Source organism: Sphingobium sp. CFD-2 (assembly GCF_024611135.1).
GTDB classification, from domain to species: domain Bacteria; phylum Pseudomonadota; class Alphaproteobacteria; order Sphingomonadales; family Sphingomonadaceae; genus Sphingobium; species Sphingobium fuliginis.
Window position 1 is genome coordinate 1 of the sequence record NZ_CP084409.1, and the last position, 20094, is coordinate 20094.

21 protein-coding genes and 1 pseudogene are annotated in these 20094 nt (G+C 63.5%); 20 read left to right on the top strand and 2 right to left on the bottom strand.

The window, feature by feature from the left end:
- Positions 1–21 precede the first annotated feature (21 nt).
- The 5 genes from LDB29_RS28200 to LDB29_RS28220 all read left to right on the top strand — a co-directional run bounded on the left by LDB29_RS28200 (position 22) and on the right by LDB29_RS28220 (position 4856).
- Positions 22–783 (top strand): replication initiation protein, encoded by a 762-nt coding sequence (locus LDB29_RS28200; protein WP_235538614.1) that lies wholly within the window; start codon positions 22–24, stop codon positions 781–783.
- 111 nt (positions 784–894) lie between these two features.
- Positions 895–1776 (top strand): toprim domain-containing protein, encoded by an 882-nt coding sequence (locus LDB29_RS28205; protein WP_056379713.1) that lies wholly within the window; start codon positions 895–897, stop codon positions 1774–1776.
- Positions 1770–2360 (top strand): thermonuclease family protein, encoded by a 591-nt coding sequence (locus tag LDB29_RS28210; protein ID WP_020819817.1) that lies wholly within the window; start codon positions 1770–1772, stop codon positions 2358–2360. Before LDB29_RS28205 ends, LDB29_RS28210 begins: the two co-directional genes overlap by 7 nt.
- Positions 2361–2476: 116 nt before the next feature.
- Entirely contained in the window at positions 2477–2797 is a 321-nt protein-coding gene (locus LDB29_RS28215) for a hypothetical protein (RefSeq protein WP_056379711.1), read from the top strand.
- A 283-nt stretch (positions 2798–3080) separates the two neighbouring features.
- Entirely contained in the window at positions 3081–4856 is a 1776-nt protein-coding gene (locus LDB29_RS28220) for a ParB/RepB/Spo0J family partition protein (RefSeq protein WP_056379709.1), read from the top strand.
- An 80-nt stretch (positions 4857–4936) separates the two neighbouring features.
- Here LDB29_RS28220 and LDB29_RS28225 read toward each other — a convergent pair whose 3' ends face one another.
- A complete protein-coding gene (locus tag LDB29_RS28225; protein ID WP_139181870.1) occupies positions 4937–5326 on the bottom strand; it encodes a hypothetical protein in 390 nt (129 codons plus the stop codon).
- 338 nt (positions 5327–5664) lie between these two features.
- On the opposite strand from LDB29_RS28225, the pseudogene LDB29_RS28230 reads away from it, so the two are divergent.
- The 15 genes and pseudogenes from LDB29_RS28230 to LDB29_RS28300 form a co-directional block, all read left to right on the top strand.
- Positions 5665–6027: pseudogene (locus LDB29_RS28230) on the top strand (ArdC-like ssDNA-binding domain-containing protein); the annotation flags it as partial.
- Between the two features lie 503 nt (positions 6028–6530).
- A complete protein-coding gene (locus LDB29_RS28235) occupies positions 6531–8582 on the top strand; it encodes a reverse transcriptase/maturase family protein (protein ID WP_257558685.1) in 2052 nt (683 codons plus the stop codon).
- Complete coding sequence (locus LDB29_RS28240; protein WP_257558817.1) at positions 8570–8962, top strand: zincin-like metallopeptidase domain-containing protein; 393 nt, start codon at positions 8570–8572, stop codon at positions 8960–8962. Before LDB29_RS28235 ends, LDB29_RS28240 begins: the two co-directional genes overlap by 13 nt.
- Before the next feature lie 156 nt (positions 8963–9118).
- Complete coding sequence (locus tag LDB29_RS28245; protein ID WP_257558347.1) at positions 9119–10465, top strand: site-specific integrase; 1347 nt, start codon at positions 9119–9121, stop codon at positions 10463–10465.
- A complete protein-coding gene (locus LDB29_RS28250; protein ID WP_257558348.1) occupies positions 10462–12249 on the top strand; it encodes a hypothetical protein in 1788 nt (595 codons plus the stop codon). The genes LDB29_RS28245 and LDB29_RS28250 overlap by 4 nt, the downstream gene beginning before the upstream one ends.
- Positions 12246–14408, top strand: coding sequence for an integrase (locus tag LDB29_RS28255; RefSeq protein ID WP_257558349.1), 2163 nt, complete (start codon positions 12246–12248; stop codon positions 14406–14408). Before LDB29_RS28250 ends, LDB29_RS28255 begins: the two co-directional genes overlap by 4 nt.
- Before the next feature lie 169 nt (positions 14409–14577).
- Entirely contained in the window at positions 14578–15444 is an 867-nt protein-coding gene (locus tag LDB29_RS28260; RefSeq protein WP_257558350.1) for an ArdC family protein, read from the top strand.
- 324 nt (positions 15445–15768) lie between these two features.
- Complete coding sequence (locus tag LDB29_RS28265; RefSeq protein WP_257558820.1) at positions 15769–16011, top strand: zincin-like metallopeptidase domain-containing protein; 243 nt, start codon at positions 15769–15771, stop codon at positions 16009–16011.
- Positions 16012–16158: 147 nt separating this feature from the next.
- A complete protein-coding gene (locus tag LDB29_RS28270; RefSeq protein ID WP_006968047.1) occupies positions 16159–16419 on the top strand; it encodes a hypothetical protein in 261 nt (86 codons plus the stop codon).
- 3 nt (positions 16420–16422) lie between these two features.
- Entirely contained in the window at positions 16423–17703 is a 1281-nt protein-coding gene (locus LDB29_RS28275; RefSeq protein ID WP_257558826.1) for a Fic family protein, read from the top strand.
- Positions 17704–18031: 328 nt separating this feature from the next.
- The gene (locus LDB29_RS28280) at positions 18032–18421 is read left to right on the top strand and encodes a DUF3768 domain-containing protein (protein WP_056379706.1); all 390 of its coding nucleotides are present in this window, start codon (positions 18032–18034) and stop codon (positions 18419–18421) included.
- An 11-nt stretch (positions 18422–18432) separates the two neighbouring features.
- Complete coding sequence (locus LDB29_RS28285) at positions 18433–18720, top strand: hypothetical protein (protein ID WP_006953883.1); 288 nt, start codon at positions 18433–18435, stop codon at positions 18718–18720.
- Entirely contained in the window at positions 18717–18983 is a 267-nt protein-coding gene (locus LDB29_RS28290; RefSeq protein WP_257558827.1) for a hypothetical protein, read from the top strand. Before LDB29_RS28285 ends, LDB29_RS28290 begins: the two co-directional genes overlap by 4 nt.
- A 12-nt stretch (positions 18984–18995) precedes the next feature.
- Positions 18996–19205 (top strand): hypothetical protein, encoded by a 210-nt coding sequence (locus LDB29_RS28295; RefSeq protein WP_004213310.1) that lies wholly within the window; start codon positions 18996–18998, stop codon positions 19203–19205.
- Positions 19202–19735 carry a hypothetical protein gene (locus tag LDB29_RS28300; RefSeq protein WP_257558828.1) on the top strand — a complete coding sequence of 178 codons (534 nt, stop codon included), beginning with the start codon at positions 19202–19204 and terminating at the stop codon, positions 19733–19735. Before LDB29_RS28295 ends, LDB29_RS28300 begins: the two co-directional genes overlap by 4 nt.
- 12 nt (positions 19736–19747) lie before the next feature.
- Here the strand turns inward: LDB29_RS28300 and LDB29_RS28305 are convergent, their stop codons facing one another.
- Positions 19748–20038, bottom strand: a complete 291-nt coding sequence (locus tag LDB29_RS28305) for a hypothetical protein (protein WP_257558829.1) — start codon at positions 20036–20038, stop codon at positions 19748–19750.
- Positions 20039–20094: the final 56 nt, after the last annotated feature.

The window sequence follows — 20094 nt, forward strand, 5'->3', positions numbered from 1 at the left end:
ATGACCACTTCCATAGGCGCCGTGCTGCGTAGCACCGGCCTCGCCACGATCGACCGCGCCTTGCTTGCGCGTGCCGAAAAACCGCGCGTCAAAGTCTGGGCCGGCAGCATCGCCGTAGGCCACGAGAAGCGGGCCAAGGCTTACACGCCGATCCGCAATGCGCGCCAGATGCGCGAGATGATCGAAGCTGCAAAGCTCTACGAGCGGCAAACGCTTGCGCAGCGGCGAACGACCACACCGCGCGTTCGCAACGGCGCGATCGGACAGGCCGGCATCCAGATCATCGAGTTCCTGGCCCGCGTCATCGACTATAGCACCGGCGCGTTGTTCCCCAGCCTTCACACCATCATGGATGGAACCGGCCTGAGCAAGAATTGCGTCGTTCAGGCGCTTTCGCGCCTCAAAGACGCGCGCATTATCGACTGGTTCAGGCGCTACGAGCCGGTTCCCGACAACGAATCGCAAGGCGCTGGCCCGCGCATCAAGCAGGCCACAAACGCCTATCGCTTCCTCTTCCCCGCCTTTCTCTCGAAAATCTTCGCCGCTCGCCGGCGTCGCGGCGTCGCGGCCGATCCAGCGCCCGCTTGCGAACAGTATCGCCAGATCGAGGCGGCGCGCGACATGGAGCGCATGAGGGATCAGCTGCCCCTATGGGAGCTAACCCGCGAAGAGCGGGACAAGCGCGAGCTGAGGGACATTCTCGCCAGCTTGGGCGAAGCGATTGAGGCGAAAGAACGTGAGTCATCCGCAAGTGAAGATAACCGGCGGAGATATTTATATTGAATGGCCCTAGTCGGGCCATGCGCGATATTGGCATATATCCCGATCGTTTGCCCGCCTCCGTGAAATGTGTATAAATCCCAATGTCGGGATACCGTTGACGAAAGAAGTTCGATGCAGATGGACGTCGAAGCACGCGCACGTCAGATCGTAGCGGATATGGGCGGCCACTGGCGCGGCTCCTATGGCATGGTTTGCTGCCCAGCCCACAACGACCGCAATCCGTCGCTCCAAGTCACCCCCGGCAAGAAGGCTGTCCTGTTCAAATGTTGGGCCGGTTGCAGTCAGGAAGCCGTCTGGTCCGCGCTCAACAGCCGCAAAATCAATCGCCACACCAGCGGCGAAACGGTCGATCGCGCGCCCGAACCCTCGCGCCGGAAGCTCGCCCTGCAACTATGGGATTCCGCCGTGCCGATCGCAGGCACCGCGGCTGAACGCTATCTGCGTTCGCGCGCGATCGACCCGACCGGCCTCAAGGTGCGCTTCGCTCCGCGCTGCATCGTTGGTCCGCCCGACGCCCGCGAAGAGCATCCTGCCCTCCTTGTGCCGTTCGAGGCCGACGAAGGCATAATCGCCGTGCAGCGGATCTTGCTCGATCCAGCAACGGGCGAGAAACGCTACCATGCGGCGCTGCGCGAGGCGAAATTGACGCTCGGCCTGGTCCGACACGCCGCCATGCGGATCGGCGGCCAGCCAACCGGCGATGTTCTGCGCCTCGCGGAAGGCTTCGAGGAAGCCGTTTCCGTCACCCAGCTTAGTGACGGGAAATTCAAGGTGTGGGGCGCTGGCGGCATTCGCCGCTATGGCCTGATCGCGATCCCCGAACGCATCCGCAAAATCGTCATCTACTCGCAACACGGCCAGGAAGCCGCACAGGCCATAGAGGACGCGCGCGACCACCTCACTGCAAACGACCGCGAACTGAAAATCATCCTGCCGCCAGCCCCGGCGCCGATGGACTGGAACGACATTCTTCAGGAGAGAGCCAGGTGCTGATCCGAGGTTTCAAAAAATGGCCGCGAAATCAGCAAATCGCGTTGCCCATTCTCTCTGTTTTCGCTTTCGGCGCGCTGTTCAATCAGATGCAGGCGAGGAATAGCGAGCCGGTTTCGATCCACGTCGAGAACCCGCGCATTATCGACGGCGATACGCTCGAAACGCTCGACAAAAAGCGGGTGCGATTGTCGGGAATTGATGCGCCGGATGAGGACGGCAAGGGTAATGTGCCCAAGATCGCAGCGCAGCTCTATTTGGAAGAGCTGGTGAAGCAAAATGGCGGCATGGACTGCACGAGCGATTTTCAGGACGAAAAGCTGACGATCGAGCCGATATGCAACACGCGGCGGACAAGCTGGGGCCGGTCTAACCTGTCGTGCCGGTTTCGGTCGAATGGGGCATCTGTTTCGGCAACGATGGTGCGCCATGGATATGCCGTTGATTACAGGCAACATTCAGGGCTGGCGTATGCTCGTTTCATGAAAGACGCGGCCGATGAGCGACGAGGCCTTTGGGGTGTCGATTACGAGGCAATGAGGAATCTGGCGATCGAGAGGGGCCAGCTGCCGAACAAGTGCAAATGACCGGAGCCGGGAACCTGCCCTACTCCACCACACGGCTGCGCCGCGCGGCTCCACGGAGCCAGCAAAGCCGTCTCCGCCCATTCGGGTGACGGTCAGGGCTAGAAGGGAAGTTCAGCATGAATGACGCGACGCGAACGACGACGCAGGCCGCGCCCAGGCACAGCGTTTCGCCGCGCGTCGAGGCTTTCGCGGCATGGCTGATCGCCGCGCTCATTCTCGCAGGCGGCGGGATCGTCGCACGCCTGATCCTCGATTATCCGCAATTCCTGCCGAACAGCTATTTCGGCTTCCTGATTTACCGCGCTGGACCCACAATTGCCCTGCTATGGGCCTGTGTCGGCGCTGCGATCACGATCAATGCCGCGACGATACGCCTCATGCTCATGTCCGCCTTGTGTGCTTCTATCGTTGCGGTTCTCGCGCTCGCCATTCTCTAGCCGCTAAAAATGAGCGGCCCAGGGCCGCGCCTTGCCGGTGGTGGCAGCTGCCACCGGGGGGAACGCCAAGGGCACCCGCCCTTTCGTTCCCGAAGCATAATCGACAGGACCGGGTTGCCCGACAAGTTCGGCCAGTTCCGGCGCGCTCGCGCGCGCCGGGGCCTCCCTAGTCGTGCCGCCCGCACCACTCCCATCGATTTTGCTTCCCCCTCCCCATCCCGCGCTTCGCCAGCGGGTCAGAGCCGCAGGCCGCAGGCAGCGGCTTCGCCTAAAGGAGTGAGAAATGACCATCCAGACCATCCAACTGAACAAGCTGGCGCTTTCCGACCTCAACGTGCGGAAGGTGAAGCCCAAGGAAATCGAAGCCCTCGCGGCCGACATTCAGGCGCGGGGCGTGCTGCAAAACCTGATCGGCTATGACGAAGACGGCAAAATCAGGATTTGCGCCGGAGGGCGGCGCTACCGGGCCTTGAAGCTGTTGCAGAAGGCAAAGGCCATCCCCGGCACTTTCGAGGTTCCCGTTGAAATCCGCAGCAAGGACGAGGCGCTGGAAATCTCGCTTGCCGAGAACGCGCAGCGCGAGGACATGCACCCCGCCGATGCCATCGCAGCCTATCGGGCGATCATCGACAGCGGCAAGGACGTTGACGATGTTGCAGCATCGTTCGGCGTCTCCCCCGCCTATGTCCGCCGCGTGTTGAAGCTGGCGGCGCTGCACCCGACCATTCTCAAAGCCTTCCAGAAAGACGAAATCGGCATGGGCGCGGCGCAGGCTTTCGCGCTGACCGACGATCAGGACCGCCAGCTTGAGGTTTTCAAGCGCACCGGCGACAACGCCCATCAAATCCGGGCCATGCTCACCCAGGAGAAGGTTGCCGATACCGACAAGCATTTCCGCATTGTGGGCGAGGAAGCCTATTGCGCCGCAGGCGGCACCTTCACCACCGATCTTTTCGGAGAACGTCGCTATTGTGATGATGCGGGCCTTGTCATGGACCTTGTGCAAGATCGGCTCGACGCCATCGCCAAGGCGGCGCGCGAAGATGGCTGGCGCGATGCAGAAGGGCAGCTCTACCGGCCCGATTCCTACTGGATGCGCGGCCATCTGGAACCCGCAGGCGAGCGCGACCCGACCGAGGAAGAAACCGCGCAGCTGGTCGAGATCGAGGCGGCAATCGCCAAGCGGGAAAGCGAGGTGGACGAGGACGAGCACGACTATGACGACGAGTTGCGCGCCCTGACCCGCAAGCAGGACGCCATCGTATCGGCTTGCCGCGTTTTCACTGCCGAGCAGAAGGCCGAGCACTCCCTTATCGTCTTTATCGGCCATGACGGTATCGAACAGGTCGCGTTCACCCGCAGCGCCAAGGGGACCGCCGCCGATGGCCCCAAGCCTCCCCGGCCCGACTACTCGCAGAAAGTCATGGATCAGCTGGGCGGCATCCGCACGATGGCGGTTCGAGAAGCCCTTGCCAGCGACCCGGAACTGGCGCTGGACGTGCTCTTGACGGGCCTCTTGGGACAGGTTCGCGGCAACGCCTATTCGTGGCAACAAGCCGCCGAAATCACCGCCGAGAAGAACCGCTTCCATGTTGACGATGCGGTCATGGGCCATTCCACGATTGCCGACATTGACGAGATCGCGAGGGCCGATCTTGACCGCTTGGCCGAAGCACCCACGCTGGACGACATGCGCCAGATGGACAGCGAAGCGAAATTGCGGCTGCTGGCCTACTGCGTGGCCTCGCAGATCACGAGCCTTTCGTTCCACAGCGACCGCGACCGCCAGCTGGCGCAGATCGTCGGGGTCGCGCAGATCGACATGGCCGACAAGTGGGAACCTAATCAGGTATTCTATGACCAGCTTAGCAAGGCCACGCTCTTGAAGCTGCTGGCCGAAGGTTGCGGCAACGACGCTGTAGAGAATTGCCAGACCATGAAGCGCTCTGACCTTGCTGTGACGGTCAACGAGCGTCTTGCGGGGCGGCGCATTCTGCCCCCCGCCCTTCGACCCTCTGCCTTGCCCGATGCCGCCGATAGCGAAAGCCAAGCGGCATGACGGCACGGGGAGCGCGCTTCACTCCCGCGCTCCCCGCAAACTTCGGGGCGGTGGCAGCTGCCACCGCCCCGCCTTTGCGATCAGCGAATGCGCCTGTTGAGGAAGAAAATTCCGATGGGTGCGACGAACAGCGCAAAGCACCACAGCATCATGTTGATGAACAGCTTGAGCACGATCAGGATCAGCGCTGGCATGACGAATATCGTGTTGCCGCGCATCGTATCCATTGCCGTGTCCCAAACCATCTTGGCAAATGGGAATAGCGCCGTGCAGATCAGAAAATAGATAATCAGGAACGGGGTTTTCGGGCCTAGCGCCATCATGAAGGCGAAGAACAGAGCGCCAAAAATATAGGCCCGGATGAGGTAGCGTGGCTCTACAGCCCCAAATATTCTGCGAACGAACTCCATTTCTGATTCACCTGCTGTTTCATCTGGCAACTGGTTTAGATTCCACACAAAATCATGCAACCCGCCGCCATAATGAGCGGCCAGGGCCGCGCGCTTAGTAGTCTGTCAGCTGCCACATAGGATCGAGCGGCCCAGGGCCGCGCCTTGCCGGTGGTGGCAGCTGCCACCGGGGGGAACGCCAAGGGCACCCGCCCTTTCGTTCCCGAAGCATAATCGACAGGACCGGGTTGCCCGACAAGTTCGGCCAGTTCCGGCGCGCTCGCGCGCGCCGGGGCCTCCCTAGTCGTGCCGCCCGCACCACTCCCATCGATTTTGCTTCCCCCTCCCCATCCCGCGCTTCGCCAGCGGGTCAGAGCCGCAGGCCGCAGGCAGCGGCTTCGCCTAAAGGAGTGAGGAAAATGGCCAAGGAAACGAACCGGATCGACATTTATCAGGCCGTCACCGACGACATTCTTGCGATGTTGGAAGCGGGGACAAAGCCTTGGGTGAAGCCGTGGAGCGGTGGGCCGACCATTCCGCTCCGGCACAATGGGGTTGCCTATCGTGGGATCAATGTCCTCAGCCTTTGGGCCAGTGCCATGCGTCAGGGCTTCGCCTCGCCCTATTGGCTGACCTTCAAACAGGCATTGGAGCTTGGCGGCAATGTCAGGAAGGGCAGCAAGGGGACCACCGTTGTCTATGCCAACAAGCTTGTCGTTAAAGACTCCGAAACGGACGACGAGCGCGCCATTCCGTTCCTGAAACGATACACGGTTTTCAATGGTGCGCCGTAAAGGCGGAAGTAAAAAGGAGCTCTACCATGAGTAGATGATCTTGCTGGCTATAGATCATGCCCACTGGACCAACCTTGGCTAGAAATAGCTGAAATCCCGAAAGGGACAGGGGAAAGTAGCATGTTCAGAAAAGGTCCGGAAGCGCCAGAACCATTTGCGGCGTCATGGATCAGGGCAAGACGTGTATGGTGAAAGCTATACTGCCTGAACCCCAGTTTGCAGCGGCTAATAACGGAGCGGTGTCGCAGAATGGTTGACGCGGCACATCGGAGAAATGGAGGAAAGGGCGTTGAGTTCCTCCCGAGCAAGCGGTGATGCCGCGAGCCTGCCAGCTTCTCCGGCGCACCCTCTGTAGGGAGGGGCAAGTGAACGAACGGGGCACCTAACCACGTCGGAACTCCGACTTCCGTAATTACGGGATCGCCTAAACAGGACGGCTTGCCGGACCTGCATGGCGACGGAGCCGCCATAGTACTCAAATGCCCGACGTAATGGTCGGGACAGTCTCCACTCTGATGGGGAACGAGCGCGGCCATAAGTGCGGGGCAACCCGTGTGAAAAGCCTCACCGCTCGGGGGAAGGGCGGCAGCGACTGCGATCAGACAATCTCACGAGGAGGTGTGCTAATGCTGCCAGTTACCATCGAGAGGGCCGTCAGATCACTCCCGACCATCATCAGGTCGGGTCGGCGGGTCAATGGACTCTTCCGCCTCATGAAAAGCCCGCTCCTTTGGGAGCATGCCTATCAGCAGATCGCGCCCAACAAGGGTGCGATGACGCCCGGCGTTGACGGCAAGACACTCGACGGCTTTTCGCCCGAGATGGTCAGGTCGATCATCGACCGGTTGGCGGACGGAAGCTATCGGCCCAAGCCGGTACGTCGGGTGTATATCCCGAAAGCCAACGGCAAGAAACGGCCGCTTGGCGTGCCGACCACGGAGGACAAGCTCGTCCAGGAAGTGGTGCGGACGCTCCTTGAGCAAATCTATGAGCCGCTGTTCTCGCAGCACTCGCATGGATTTAGGAAAGAGCGATCGTGCCATACGGCGTTGGAATCTATCCGCGCCAAATGGACGGGGGTGAAGTGGCTGATCGACGTTGATGTTGTCGGGTTCTTCGACAATATCGATCATGATGTCCTGATCGGTCTGTTGGAGAAGCGGATCGCGGATCGTCGCTTTGTGCGTCTGATCCAAGGCCTGCTCAAGGCAGGTTATATTGAGGACTGGGTCTATCATCGGACCTACAGCGGTACACCGCAAGGCGGGGTCGTTTCCCCGATGTTGGCGAACATCTATCTGCACGAACTTGACATGTTCATGCAGGATAGGATCGCCAGCTTCACCAGAGGCAACAAGCGCGCACCATCGAAAGATGCGAGGCGCTTGGGTCTAAAGGTCTGCTACCTTCGGAAGAAAGTGGATGCGATGCGGGCCGCAGGGTCCGCAGACTCCCAAAAGATCGCCTCCGTGCTGGAGGAGATCGGTCGGCTCAAGGCAGAACGGGCAACCGTTCCGGCCAACGATGCCCTTGATCCCCACTATAGGAGACTACGGTACTGCCGCTATGCTGATGACTTCCTCATCGGCGTGACCGGCAGCAAGGCGGATGCACGCCAGTTGATGGACGAGGTCAGGGTCTTCCTGACCGACACCCTGAAGCTGGAAATGTCTGCCGAGAAAAGTGGAATCCGAAAAGCCACGGACGGGGCGCGGTTCTTAGGATACGAGGTCTGCACCAGCACCAACCGCAATCCGCACAAGGCGATCTTCTATGGTCGATCCACCTTGCGGCGCGGCTTGGCTGACCGGCTGCGGCTCCGAGTGCCAAGGGACCGGGTGGTCCGGTTCGTCAATGATAAGGGCTGGGGCGACTATGAAGCCTTCCGCCCGCGTCATCGGCCCGCGCTGCGCTTCGCAAGCGACGTGGAGATCGTCCTTGCCTACAATGCCGAATGGCGCGGCTTTGCGAACTATTATGCTCTAGCTGACGACGTGAAGCGCAAGTTGAATAAGGCCGGTTACTTCGCCTTGTTCTCCTGCGTCAAAACCATCGCCGCCAAGCATAGGACATCAGCTCGCAGCGTCTTCGCCAGACTGCGGCGTGGGATGGACTTCTTCATCCGCTTCGAGGTGGGAGATGAACCCCGCGCGATCAAGCTATGGCAGTTGAAGGACCTGCGACGACATGTCCGATCGTGGGGCGGGATCGATAATCCCCGCTCCGCCCAGTTCGTGTTCAGCAGAACGGAGCTGGTCGAACGACTCAACGCCCGCCAGTGCGAGCGTTGTGGTCGGGATGACCTTCCCTGTGAGGTCCATCACGTCCGCCGGGTCGCGGAGATGCAATATGCCGGGCTGTCCCGCTACATGCGGTCGGCACGGCAGAGCAAGCGTGCGGTCCTCTGCGTCGCTTGCCACAATAGCATCCACGCCGGTCAACCAACCGACCGCCAACGGCGGATAGCACGCAGTCGTGGAGAGCCGGATGCGCTGAAAGGTGCACGTCCGGTTCGGAGGGGGGCCGAGCAATGTTCTCTCTGAGACTTTGCCGGCCTACCCTACCCGATCAGGTCGAGGGACTGGACGGCAAATATCCCGCGCCCGCTCCGATCATCACCAATCCCGAAGCCCGCGACGTTGAGCTTGAAGTGATGTTCTCTCGCATCGACGCAACCGTTCGCATCGGCGGATCGCAAGCCTATTACCACACCCGCGACGATTATATCCAAATGCCCGCTTTTGAAGCGTTCCATTCCGCCGACGACTACTATGCCACGCTTGCGCATGAGGCCGTGCATCATGCAGGGCATGAAAGCCGCCTCAACCGGAAAACCCTGATTTCAACGAGCCGCGCCGACTATGCGAGGGACGAGCTCGTAGCCTTATCTGGACAGTCTGCGCCGTCCGCAACATTGCAGTAAGGTCGGCGATGGACGCCCACGGTAGGCAGTTATCAGGCTGGCCGTAGCGCTGACCCAAGAGCTGGCGGAGGCCAGCCTGATAGCTGCCGGGCCATAGGGCGCAACGGTGCGAGGTCAGCTTCCGGGTGGGGGGTCCGGGGGGAGGGTTTCGCGCCGGTGTCGATCATTGTCTGCGAGCGCCGCGAGGCCAAGGGTCTCGATGCGCATGTGCCGCTGATCCTGCGCGGTGACGCGCTCTATGATCCCGATCTGGATCGCTTCTTTCTCGACCTGCCGCTGTCGGGGGTCCGCTCGCGGCATTCGCTTCGCGCCTATGCCTATGATGTCGCGGTCTGGCTTCGCTTTCTCGATGCCTGCGGCAAGACCGTGTGGACTGCGACCCGCGACGATGTGGGCGCCTATCATCGTGAGCGACGCCGCGACGAAGCCGATCACCGGATCACGGCGGCAAGCTGGAACCGGGCCGTCGCCAGCCTCGATCGCCTCTACCGCTGGGGCGAGCAGCAAGGGCTGATTGCCGAGGCACCGTTCAGCCGTCGCGCCGTGTGGCGACCGGCGCAGGGTGGCCGTCGTGGCATGATCGCGGCGCGCAACGACGCCTATGAACGTGTCGCCAAGCGGTCGGATGTGCGGTTCGTCACGATGGACGACTACCGCATCTTCCGCGAGGTCGGCCTGCGCGGCCTCACCCCTGACGGCACCGAGCGCCCCGGCGCTCGCGATCGGAACGGGCTGCGCAACGCGCTGTTCGCCGACCTTCTCGTTACCACCGGCCTGCGCCTTGAAGAGGCGTCGGGCCTGCTCGCCGCCGAGCTCGCAGCGATCGACCGCGGCGACGGCGACGCCCAACAGCTTTGGCTGCCTCTCCCACCACCGCTCACCAAGGGCGACCGGGGACGCAGCGTTCTGGTCCCGCGCCGGCTGCTTCGTCAGATTGCCGCCTATGTCGCCGTCGAGCGCGCCGCGGGTGTGGCCAAGTTCGCCGCACGCGGCGGCGCGGCCAGCTTCGAGCGACCGATCCCTGTCACCCGCGCCGGTCTCGACCACATGCGCGATGTCTGCACCCCGGAGGAACGATGCCGCCTGATCCTGTGCAACGAGGATGGAACGCCCCACGAGCCGGCGGCGCTATGGCTGACCGAAGTCGGGCAGCCTGTTCGCCCCAACTCGTGGGAGGTGATCTTCACCCGCGCCTGCAAGCGGTGCGAGGAGAACGGCTTCCCGCTGTCGATCAGTCCGCACCAGCTTCGTCACACCTTCGCAGTCCATATGCTCGCCTTGCTGATCCAGCAGCGGCTGCGCGAAGCGGCATTGCCGGCGGGGCCGGTGGAGAGTTACCGGCTGATCCTGGGCGACCCGCTGCAACAGGTGCAACGCCTGCTCGGTCACGCGAGCCTCACCACCACCTATATCTACCTCGACCATATCGCGACCCGCGCCGATACGGTGGACGCAGCCGTCGAGGAGCTGCTCGCGCTGCTGCCGGGACCGCAGGGCGCATGAGCGGGCGTCCCCGCAAGGGTCGGCCCGTCGCCTTCGCACCGATCGCGCCGGAGCGACCGCAGCCCGATCCGGTGCTCGGCCTCAAGTTCACCATCGAGGCGCGGCATGGCGGGACGGTCCTGATCGATATGACGGGGCTCGATCCTCGCCCACTCGCCATCGCCTTCGCCGGCGCGCTGCGTCGGTCAGCAGCGCTCGGCGGCCCCATCGGTGCGGCCAGCGTCATCAAGCAGTATGTAAATGCTTACCGCCTGTTCTTCGCCTGGCTTGGCGATGAAGCGCTGAACGTGGCTAGCGTCGGCGACCTGCGCGCAGTCCATATCGATGGGTTCGCCTCCGTGCTCGAGCAGCGCGGGATGGGCGCGATCCACCGGCACATAACGGTCGGCAAGATCATCAACACATTGCGCGCGATCGAGGCCGACCGGCCCGATCGGATCGCGCCCGACCTGCATGAGCGGCTGCGCTATACACTGGCTACTTCGGCGGGCCGCTCGACCCCGCGCGATGCTTACAGTCCTTTCGTCGCCCGCGCGCTGCGCGACGCCGCGCGGGCCGATGTCGAAGCGATGTTTCGTCGTCTCGGCGCCGACGACCGGACCGATGGAGGCGACCCTGTAATCGCCAGGGCACGCGCCGATGTCGAAGCGATCATCGCACGCCATGGAGCTATTCTAACCGACCGCGTCGAGGTGCGCCGCCTCTATTTCATGCGCCTGCGGCGCGGCCTGCCGTTCAGCACGCTCATCGACGATCTTCATGGCCGGTATCATCTGCTCGCGCGTGATCTGCCGGCGCTGCTCGTGTTGCTCACGCTCGATACCGGTCTCGAGCCCGAGTGCCTGAAGGCGCTGACCGTGGATTGTCTCACCAACCCCCATGCCGGCACGGTGGAGCTGCGCTATCTGAAGCGCCGCGCCCGCGGTGCCGAGCACAAGAGCATGCGCGTCCGTGACGGCGGTGGCGGCACGCCTGGTGGCCTTATTCGTCGCCTGATCGACGTCACGGCGACCGCCCGCAGGTATCTGACCGACGACTGCCTCTGGGCTTACCATAACGCAGGCGGCCTCCGGACAGGCGTCGCTCACCCCACGGAACGTATCGCTGCCTGGGTGGCGCAGCATGCTATTGTCGACGATGACGGCAAGCCGCTCCACCTGCTGCTCTCCCGGCTGCGCAAGACCCACAAGGCGCTGTGGTACACCAAGACCGAGGGGCATATGGCCCGTTTCGCGGTGGGCCACTCCCGCGAGGTCGCGGCGCGCCACTATGCCGATCTGCCGTCGCTCCGGCCCTTGCACGAGGCTGCCATTGCCGATGCCTTTCGGGAAGCGGTCGCCGCCGCGATGCCGACCGTGCTCCCGCCCACCGCCGAGCAGGCGCTGCGCGCAGCGCCCGAACAGGCCGCGCCGCTGATGCAGCCGGATACGGTGGGTCCGTTGCTCGACGGCGAACAGGATGTCTGGCTCGCCGCCTGCGCAGGCTTCCATAGCAGTCCCTTCGCCGAGCCCGGTTCGCCCTGCGCGCAGCCCTTCTGGGGGTGCCTCGATTGCCCCAACGCCGTCATCACCGCGCGCAAGCTCCCCGCGATCCTCGCCTTCCTCGCGTTCGTCGAAGAGCAGCGTCGGAGCCTGCCGGCGAGCGACTGGGCGGCCAAGTTCGGCCGCGTCCATGCCCGCATCACCGCCCAGGTTCTGCCGGCCTTCTCCGATGCCGTTATCGCCGATGCGCGTCGGCAGATGGCGAGCGAGCGGCTCTATCTGCCGCCGGAGGCACGCGTATGACCACGCCCGCCCATGCCCGCGCACCCGCGTTCGACGATCGGCCCGTGCTGGCGAGCGCGCCGCTCAAGGCAGGCCATGCCCGCGAGGAGCTGTCGCGCGTCGGCGACCCGAGCTGGGATCTCGGTCCCGCCGTATTCCGTGAGAACGCCCGGCGCTGCCACGTCACCGTGCATTTCGACGTGCTCGAACATCCCGACGTGCAGGCGGCGATGCGCGCCTATCTCTACGCCCGCCTCAACGTCGATCTTCCCGGCTACCGTCCCAAGCTGCCGCCGGCGAGCATCCGGCAGGCATTCAACCGCGCACGACGGTTCTTCGCCTTCGCGCGCTTGACGCTCGGACGGCTCGACCTTGGCCGCATCGATCACGCGCTGGTCGATGCTTACGCCCGCCATCTTCGCGACGATCCCGCGCGGCGACCCGTCATAGTCGGCCACCTCCTCGAAGTGGTCTCCGATCTCTATCACTATCGTGACCACCTCGCTGGCGGAGGCCTCGCATTTGAGCCTTGGGGCGGACAGTCGCCCGCCCGCGTTGCAGGCTACCGGCACGTCCGCGAGAACCGGACCCCGCGGTTTCCGGAAGAGGTCATCGCCGCGCTGCTCGCCTGGTCGTTGCGCTACGTCACCGCCTTCGCCGGCGATATTCTCGCGGCCCGCCGTGAGCTTGATCGGCTCGAAGCGCGCCGGGATCGCCTTGTCACCGCCGACGCCGGCCTCCCGGATGCTGATCGCCGGCAACGTCGCCGCACCCGCCTGAAGGCCTATTTCGATCGCCGACGCCGCGAAGGGCGCGGCGCACCGATCTGGGGCACCGCTCATAACGGCAAGCTGCGCGTCGATCCCAACACCGGCACCGTGACCCCACCGATCAACGCCCATCTCCTGCATCTCCATGCCGGGATCGACGTGCAGACCGAGCCAGGCGCGCATCTCATGCTGACCGGCGGTGAAGCGAGGCTGATCGACGCAGTGGCGACCGAGCTGGGGGTGGAGGTCGGCGGCATGGACACGCCGATCTCGATCGACCCCGAGAGCGGTCGGCCATGGCGCGAACGCTTCGACGCGAAGACTCTCGCACATGAGGAACGGATGCTCCAGGCCGCAGCCTACATAGTGTGCGCCTATCTGACCGGCATGCGCGACTGCGAGGTGCAGGCGATGCGCCGCGGTTGCCTCACGATCGCGCGCAGCGAGGACGGCCTGATCGAGCGGCATCGTATCCGATCGACCATCTATAAGCGCCGACGGGCCGTGGGCGAGGCGGCGAGCTGGGTGACGATCGAGCCGGTCGCAGACGCGATCGCGGTGCTCGAACGCCTGTCGGCAGGACCGGCGCGTGCCAGCGGCAGCGATACACTCTGGCCGGTGCTGCGTCCGAGCGCCGTCACCAAGACGCATCTGTCGAGCGAGGTGGTCCGCCAGCTCAACGCCTTCCGCGACCACCTCAACACCGCCTTCGGCAGCCCCGATGCGCCGATCATCCCATCCGGTCCCGATGGCAAGCCATGGCGCATCACGACGCGGCAGTTCCGGCGCACGATCGCGTGGCACATCGCCAACCGTCCGTTCGGCACCGTCGCCGGCATGATCCAGTATAAGCACGCCTCGGTCGCCGCTTTCGAGGGCTATGCCGGCACCAGCGCATCGGGGTTTCGTGCCGAGGTCGAGGCACAGCGCCGGCTCGGTCAGACTGACGATCTGCTGGACTATTTCGACCAGCGGCAGGGCGGCGCATCGCTCGGCGGTCCGGCGGGACCGCGCATCGCGCGGACGCTCGACGATGCCGCCGTCAGACAAGGGCCTTTGCCCGCCATGATCGCCGATCGCGCCCGCCTGCGCGTCATGCTCGCCAGCGTCGCGCGCACCTTCCATGTCGGCCCGCTCGCGGATTGCTTCTTCGATCCCGCGACCGCGCTCTGCCTCAAGCGCGTGACGACCCCCGATCCCGCACAGCCGCTCACCGCCCTGTGCGAGCCGACCCGCTGCCCCAACGCCTGCATTACCGCCCGCCATAGGCCGGCGTGGGAGCGTGCAGCCGCTGATGCCAAGGCGCATTTGCGCGAGCGGCGCATCTCCGATCTCCAGCGTCAGGCGCTCCAGCGCGAGCTCGATCGCCTGACCGCAGTGATTGCCGGGATCGATCCTCCCGCGCCGTAGACCGCCCCGGCTGTTGGCGGATTCCTGCGCCGGTCGGCGCGCCCGCGCAACGGCTTCGCCGTCCTCCGCTTCGCTGCGGCCCTGGCGGGTGCGCGAGCCCCCCTGTGCCCGGCGCGAACGGGCCTCCGCCGCCGGGGATGGTCCCCGGCGCGAGAACGGAGAACAGATCATGCCAGCCTCACCACGTGTCGACGTCTACGCTCGCGTCACCGACGCGATCGTCGCCGTCATCGAAGCCGGCACCGGCACCTGGCGCATGCCGTGGCATCATTCCGGCGCCGACGTCACCCGCCCGACCAACGTCGCCAGCGGCAAGCCCTATCGCGGCATAAATACGGTCTCGCTCTGGGCGGCCGCCTATGGCAGCGGCTATACGAGCGGGGTCTGGGGCACCTATCGCCAGTGGCAGGCGCTCGGCGCGCAGGTCCGCAAGGGCGAACATGCCAGCCTCGGCGTCCTCTGGAAGGAGTTTCGCGCAAAGGGCGGCGAAGCCAGCGACGATGATGGCGACCACCGACGGCTTTTCGCCAAGGCGTTCAGCCTGTTCAACGCCGATCAGGTCGATGGTTATGCGCTCGAACAGGGGCCGGTCCTGCCCGAGAGCGAACGCCTCGCCGCCGCCGAAGCCTTCATCGCCGCACTCGGCATCGATACCGTCTACGGCTCGGCCAGCGCCTATTATCACATCGCCGAAGACCGCATCCACATGCCGGATTTCAGCGCCTTCCACGACGCCCACGGATTCTATGCCACCCATATTCACGAGGCAGCTCATGCCAGCGGCGCAGCCCATCGGCTCGACCGGGATTTCAGCGCCAAGTGGACCAGGCACGCGCTCGCCATGGAGGAAGCGACCGCCGAACTGACCGCATCGTTCCTGCTCGCCGATCTCGGGATCGCGCACGAACCGCGACCCGATCACGCGGCCTACATTGCCTCCTGGCTGCAACTGCTCAAGGACGAGCCTCGGGCGATCTTCACCGCGGCGAGCAAGGCGCAGGCGGCAGCCGACTGGATGCACGCCCAGCAGCCATGATCCAGCGGCGACCAAGGCTGAGCGGCCGATCCCCAGCGGGCTCGGCCGCTTCGTCGCGCGCAGCGATGCGCGGGCTTCGCCCGCTCACCAGCGGACGCCGCTGGCGCGGCGGCGCTGATTATTGGGCCTCCCTCGATGCGGGTCTGGTCGGCGCTCCCTGCTAGGCCCGCCACGGCGCGCCGCAAGCCCGGCTTCGCCGAGCTGCTCCATTTCATTTCGCCCCTCCGGGTGCGGCCCGCCGCTACAGCGGGCCTCTCCGGTCGTTCTCGCCGCCCACCCCCGCTTCGGGGGAGCCATGGGTTTTGGGCAGTGCTGGAGGCACCGATGGTTTTCACCTTCCAACCGCCATTTTTCGCTGGACTGTCAGGATATGTTGCCGAGCTGGGCGCATCCTTCATCGGCGCGATTGTCGGTTTCAAGGTCGAGGAACGCGAAGACCATGTCGCGTATATCGAGCACTGGTTGACCGCGCTCCGCAACGACAAGCGCGCGATTTTCGAGGCGGCCCGTGAGGCTCAGAACGCCGCCGACTACCTGTTGGCGATGATGACCGACCAAGCGGATTGAAATGCCCGCCCCGCAAAATGCACGAGACGCCGCGCAAGCGCGGCGTCCCATTTCAGGAAGGTGAAATATGGGGGCTACTCAATGTGGTTTATATACAAATCCCGACATGTTAACTATGAGCGGGAGCAGGTCGTTTTTAGGTGCAAAATGGAAAATATCATCGACACCTACAGGAATCGCATCAAGGCGATGGGGTATGAGCCGCGTCGGCAGGAAGAGATTCCTGACGTGATGGCAGCTTATTGCGAAGCAATCGCAAATTGCAAGATTGAAGGACTTGAATTGGTTTCGGATGACCACTCTTTTTGTTTGCTGTTGGTCGAAACCCAAATTCCCGTCGATGTGGCGATTGGTCTGGCGCAGGACTACAACCGTGATGTTCTGTCCCGCCAGAAACTCGCTGCATGACAGGTGAGCGACCCTTACACTTGGCGTAACAGCGACGTTCTGCGGAACAAGCTGGGAATCCGCGACGATAATATCCTCAAGGAGCGAGAAGCTTTCTTCTCGGTTGTCCGACATGGCGAGCTGGTCGTGCAGCGCGCCGCGCCGGCGACGAACGCGCGCGAGTATCGCGAACTGCACAATCATCTGTTTCAGGACGTATATGATTGGGCGGGGCGCTTTCGGATTGTGGACATAAGCAAACCGGGCAGCACTTTTGCCCGAGCGCACTTCATTGCCCGCAGCATGGAGCACGAATTTAAGCAGCTGCCCGACCTCCAAACCCTCAAGTCGATGGATCGTGATCGCTTTGCCGATACCATGGGGCGGCATATTTCCGAGTTAAATGCCGTTCATCCGTTCCGTGAGGGCAATGGTCGCACCATGCGGCTGCACTTGCAGCTACATTCCCTTGCGGCCGAAAAATTCGTCTCGATCCAGGCAATGGGGCCGAAGGACTGGATGGAGGCGAGCCGCGACAGCTTCCATACCGGAAATCACGCCTCTCTCGCCAAAGTCATCCGTGATGCAATGCCGCTCGAACAGAACCGCGTCGAGCCAGCGCGTGGGCCAGCGGGCATCGCGTTTCCGCCCTCGATGGAATCTCTCATGCCAGTTGGCGAACGACGCGCAATGAGTATCGAGCAGGCCAAGGATCAAATCAGCCGTTACCTACCTACTGCGCAAACCGTTGCGTCGCGGCAGCATGAGCAGCTTAACCGGATCGCGGAAACGTCCGCTGACATGCGCCAGCTGGCCGCGCGTTCAGCGCAGGAGCTTGCCTTTTTCCGCGATCCCAAAGGGCCGATGCACCACCTTCAGCTGATTGAGCAACGCCGCTATCATCAGATCGAAGTCAATTGGTCCGAGGGCATGGACCCGCTGCAAAGAGTCCGCGCCATCAGCGCGGGCGCCGCAGATTTCCTTTCGAAAATGACCGACCGCGACATTCAGGCCGCCGATCGCGCGCTACGTCTGCAAGTCATGCCTCCCGGCGTCAGTCAGGTTGATCTACGCCTTGCTGCGCAATTCGAGAAAAACTCGCCTGAGCAGAACCGCGCCGACGCCAGGTTCGCGCAATTCCAGCTCGCCATTGATAAGCGCGTCGCGACAGCTACCGAGCGCGGCGCATCGAAGGAACAGCTGGCGCAGATCGTCGAAAGCGCAAAGGCCCATGTCGCCGCAACATTGCGCGAAGGCAAATCACCGACGCCGACCGCCGAGAAATCAAAGGACCGCGAGCGCTGAAAAATGAGCGGCCAGGGCCGCGCGCTTAGTAGTCTGTCAGCTGCCACATAGGATCGAGCGGCCCAGGGCCGCGCCTTGCCGGTGGTGGCAGCTGCCACCGGGGGAACACCAAGGGCACCCGCCCTTTCGTTCCCGAAGCATAATCGACAGGACCGGGTTGCACGCCAAGTTCGGCCAGTTCCGGCGCGCTCGCGCGCGCCGGGGCCTCCCTAACCGTGCCGCCCGCACCACTCCCATCGATTTTGCTCCCCCCTCCCCATCCCGCGCTTCGCCAGCGGGTCAGAGCCGCAGGCCGCAGGCAGCGGCTTCGCCTAAAGGAGTGAGGAAAATGGAAGCGACAACTGACCAGATCGCCACCGTCGCGGCGCTGAACGACATTGCGCGGCGAACGATGGGCGTGACTTGCCGCACCGTGATTACGCAAGGCATCGCGGCGCTGGACGAGAATACGCAGACCGACATTCTCAAGATGATCGAAGGTTTTGAGGATTTCACACCCGACAACGACCCGCACGGCGAGCATGACGCCGGTTTCCTTTATCGCGATGTGATCGGCCAATGGCATACCCGCTGGACCGACGACAGCGCACGCCCAGCCCTCTCGGTCATGTGGAAGTTCGACTATTACGACCGCGATCTTGAATTTGGCAGCGCCGAACCGTGGAATCCCGATGCCACAACCCGCGTGCTCACCATTCTCCTAACCAGCGAATATTGAGGGAGGCCACCATGACCAAATCGCCCCCGGTGATCGAGCTTAGCTGGCGTGATGAGAATTACGGTTCCGTCTGCGCTGTCGCCGCCTTCCGCAACTATGCGGGCACACTGGATTGGAGCGACCGCACCCACCAGCGGTTTCGCGGATGCCTGAAACGCGCAGGCTTCGCCTTCCACGATGGCCGGTGCAGCTACATCGCCACCAGCGGCACCCGCGAGGATCGGCAGCGCGCCCTTTGTGACGAACTGGCCCGCGCAGGATTCCAGATCGACAGCGGCGACGTGAGGGCAGAGGCATGAACCGCGAACGCCGCAAGCAGATCGCCGCCGCGCGCGTGCTGATCGACAAGGGCAAGGCCCTGTTGGATGAGGCGCGCGACATGCTGGAAACCGTCAAGGAGGACGAGCAGGCCGCCCGCGAGAATCTGCCACCCAGCTTTGAGGACAGCGAACGCGCGGAGGCGATGGACGCCGCAGTTTCCGAACTGGAAAGCGCGATTTCAGCCCTTGAAGACTTCGACGCCGACGAGATCGGCACGCAACTCGACACCGCCAGCGAATAGGAAGGATTGACCATGCAACCCATGCGCCACCTAGATCGAGACACGCGCCGCGCCCGCCTTCTGGCGGCGCGCACGCGCCCCGTCGGCGGCATCAACCGGCGCGGCATCTTCACCGGCCATTGGGACGGTGGCGATGTTGTGCGCCAGTTTCGCGGTGATAACGGATCGTGGATCGGCCTTGCCGCCTACAAGGCGAAGGAAGAGCCGGAGCCGCAGCCATGAAAATCAGCAACACGGCGACCGCCGTTCGCGTCACCCTCTCCCCCACCGAGATCAGCGATTTGCAATTTGTGATCGAGGCGGCCGAGCGCGCGGGGCATTATATGCCCGCGCGCGTCCTCAACATCATGGCGGCGCTGGCGCGCAGCGCCGACGATGTTCGGATGAAACAGGCCATGAAGCGGGCGGAAAAAGATCGCGTGACGCGGATCGAGCAGGACCGGCGCGCGCGCGAACGTCAATTCATGCTAGGCGACCGATACAGCGTCATGGCGAGCCGCGCCGACTACGCCGATGCGTCTTCTGATCCGGACGCGCGCCAATGGGTTGACCTGGTGTTTCATGAAATCATGCAGAGGCCGCTTCCCGATCAATACGAACTTCGGCGCGACGTGTGGCGTGTCCACGTTGTCCAACTGGACGGCGGCACGCTCGGCGCTGTTGTAGGCGGCGATTGCACTCAAACCGCCGACCCCGCCGAAATTACTTCCGTAGCGGAACAGCTGATCGCCCGCTTCGAGGGCAGAGCTTGACGCCAGAGAGATCTAGAATCTGGCGATGAGAGGCAGCAGCGCCGCGGCTTGGCTTCCCAGGACCGGCACCCAATAATTCGCGGCGCGGTAATCAGGGCCGTAATCGACCGCCATCACCCCAAAGACATATCCGATCATTGGCAGCGTCCACAGCAGACGCCCGCCCAGGTCCACGCCCATCAGCAACAGCGCAACGCCAAGCACAGCCCAAAGCGGAATCAGTCGTTCCATGATTTCGCGATGACGGACTATTCGCCATGCACTTTCCCGGTCATCGGCGCTAACCTGCGATACGAGGCCCATAGCTTCCCCTTTTCATCAACGGTCGCCGGCGATCATCCAACGGCTTCACGAAAATG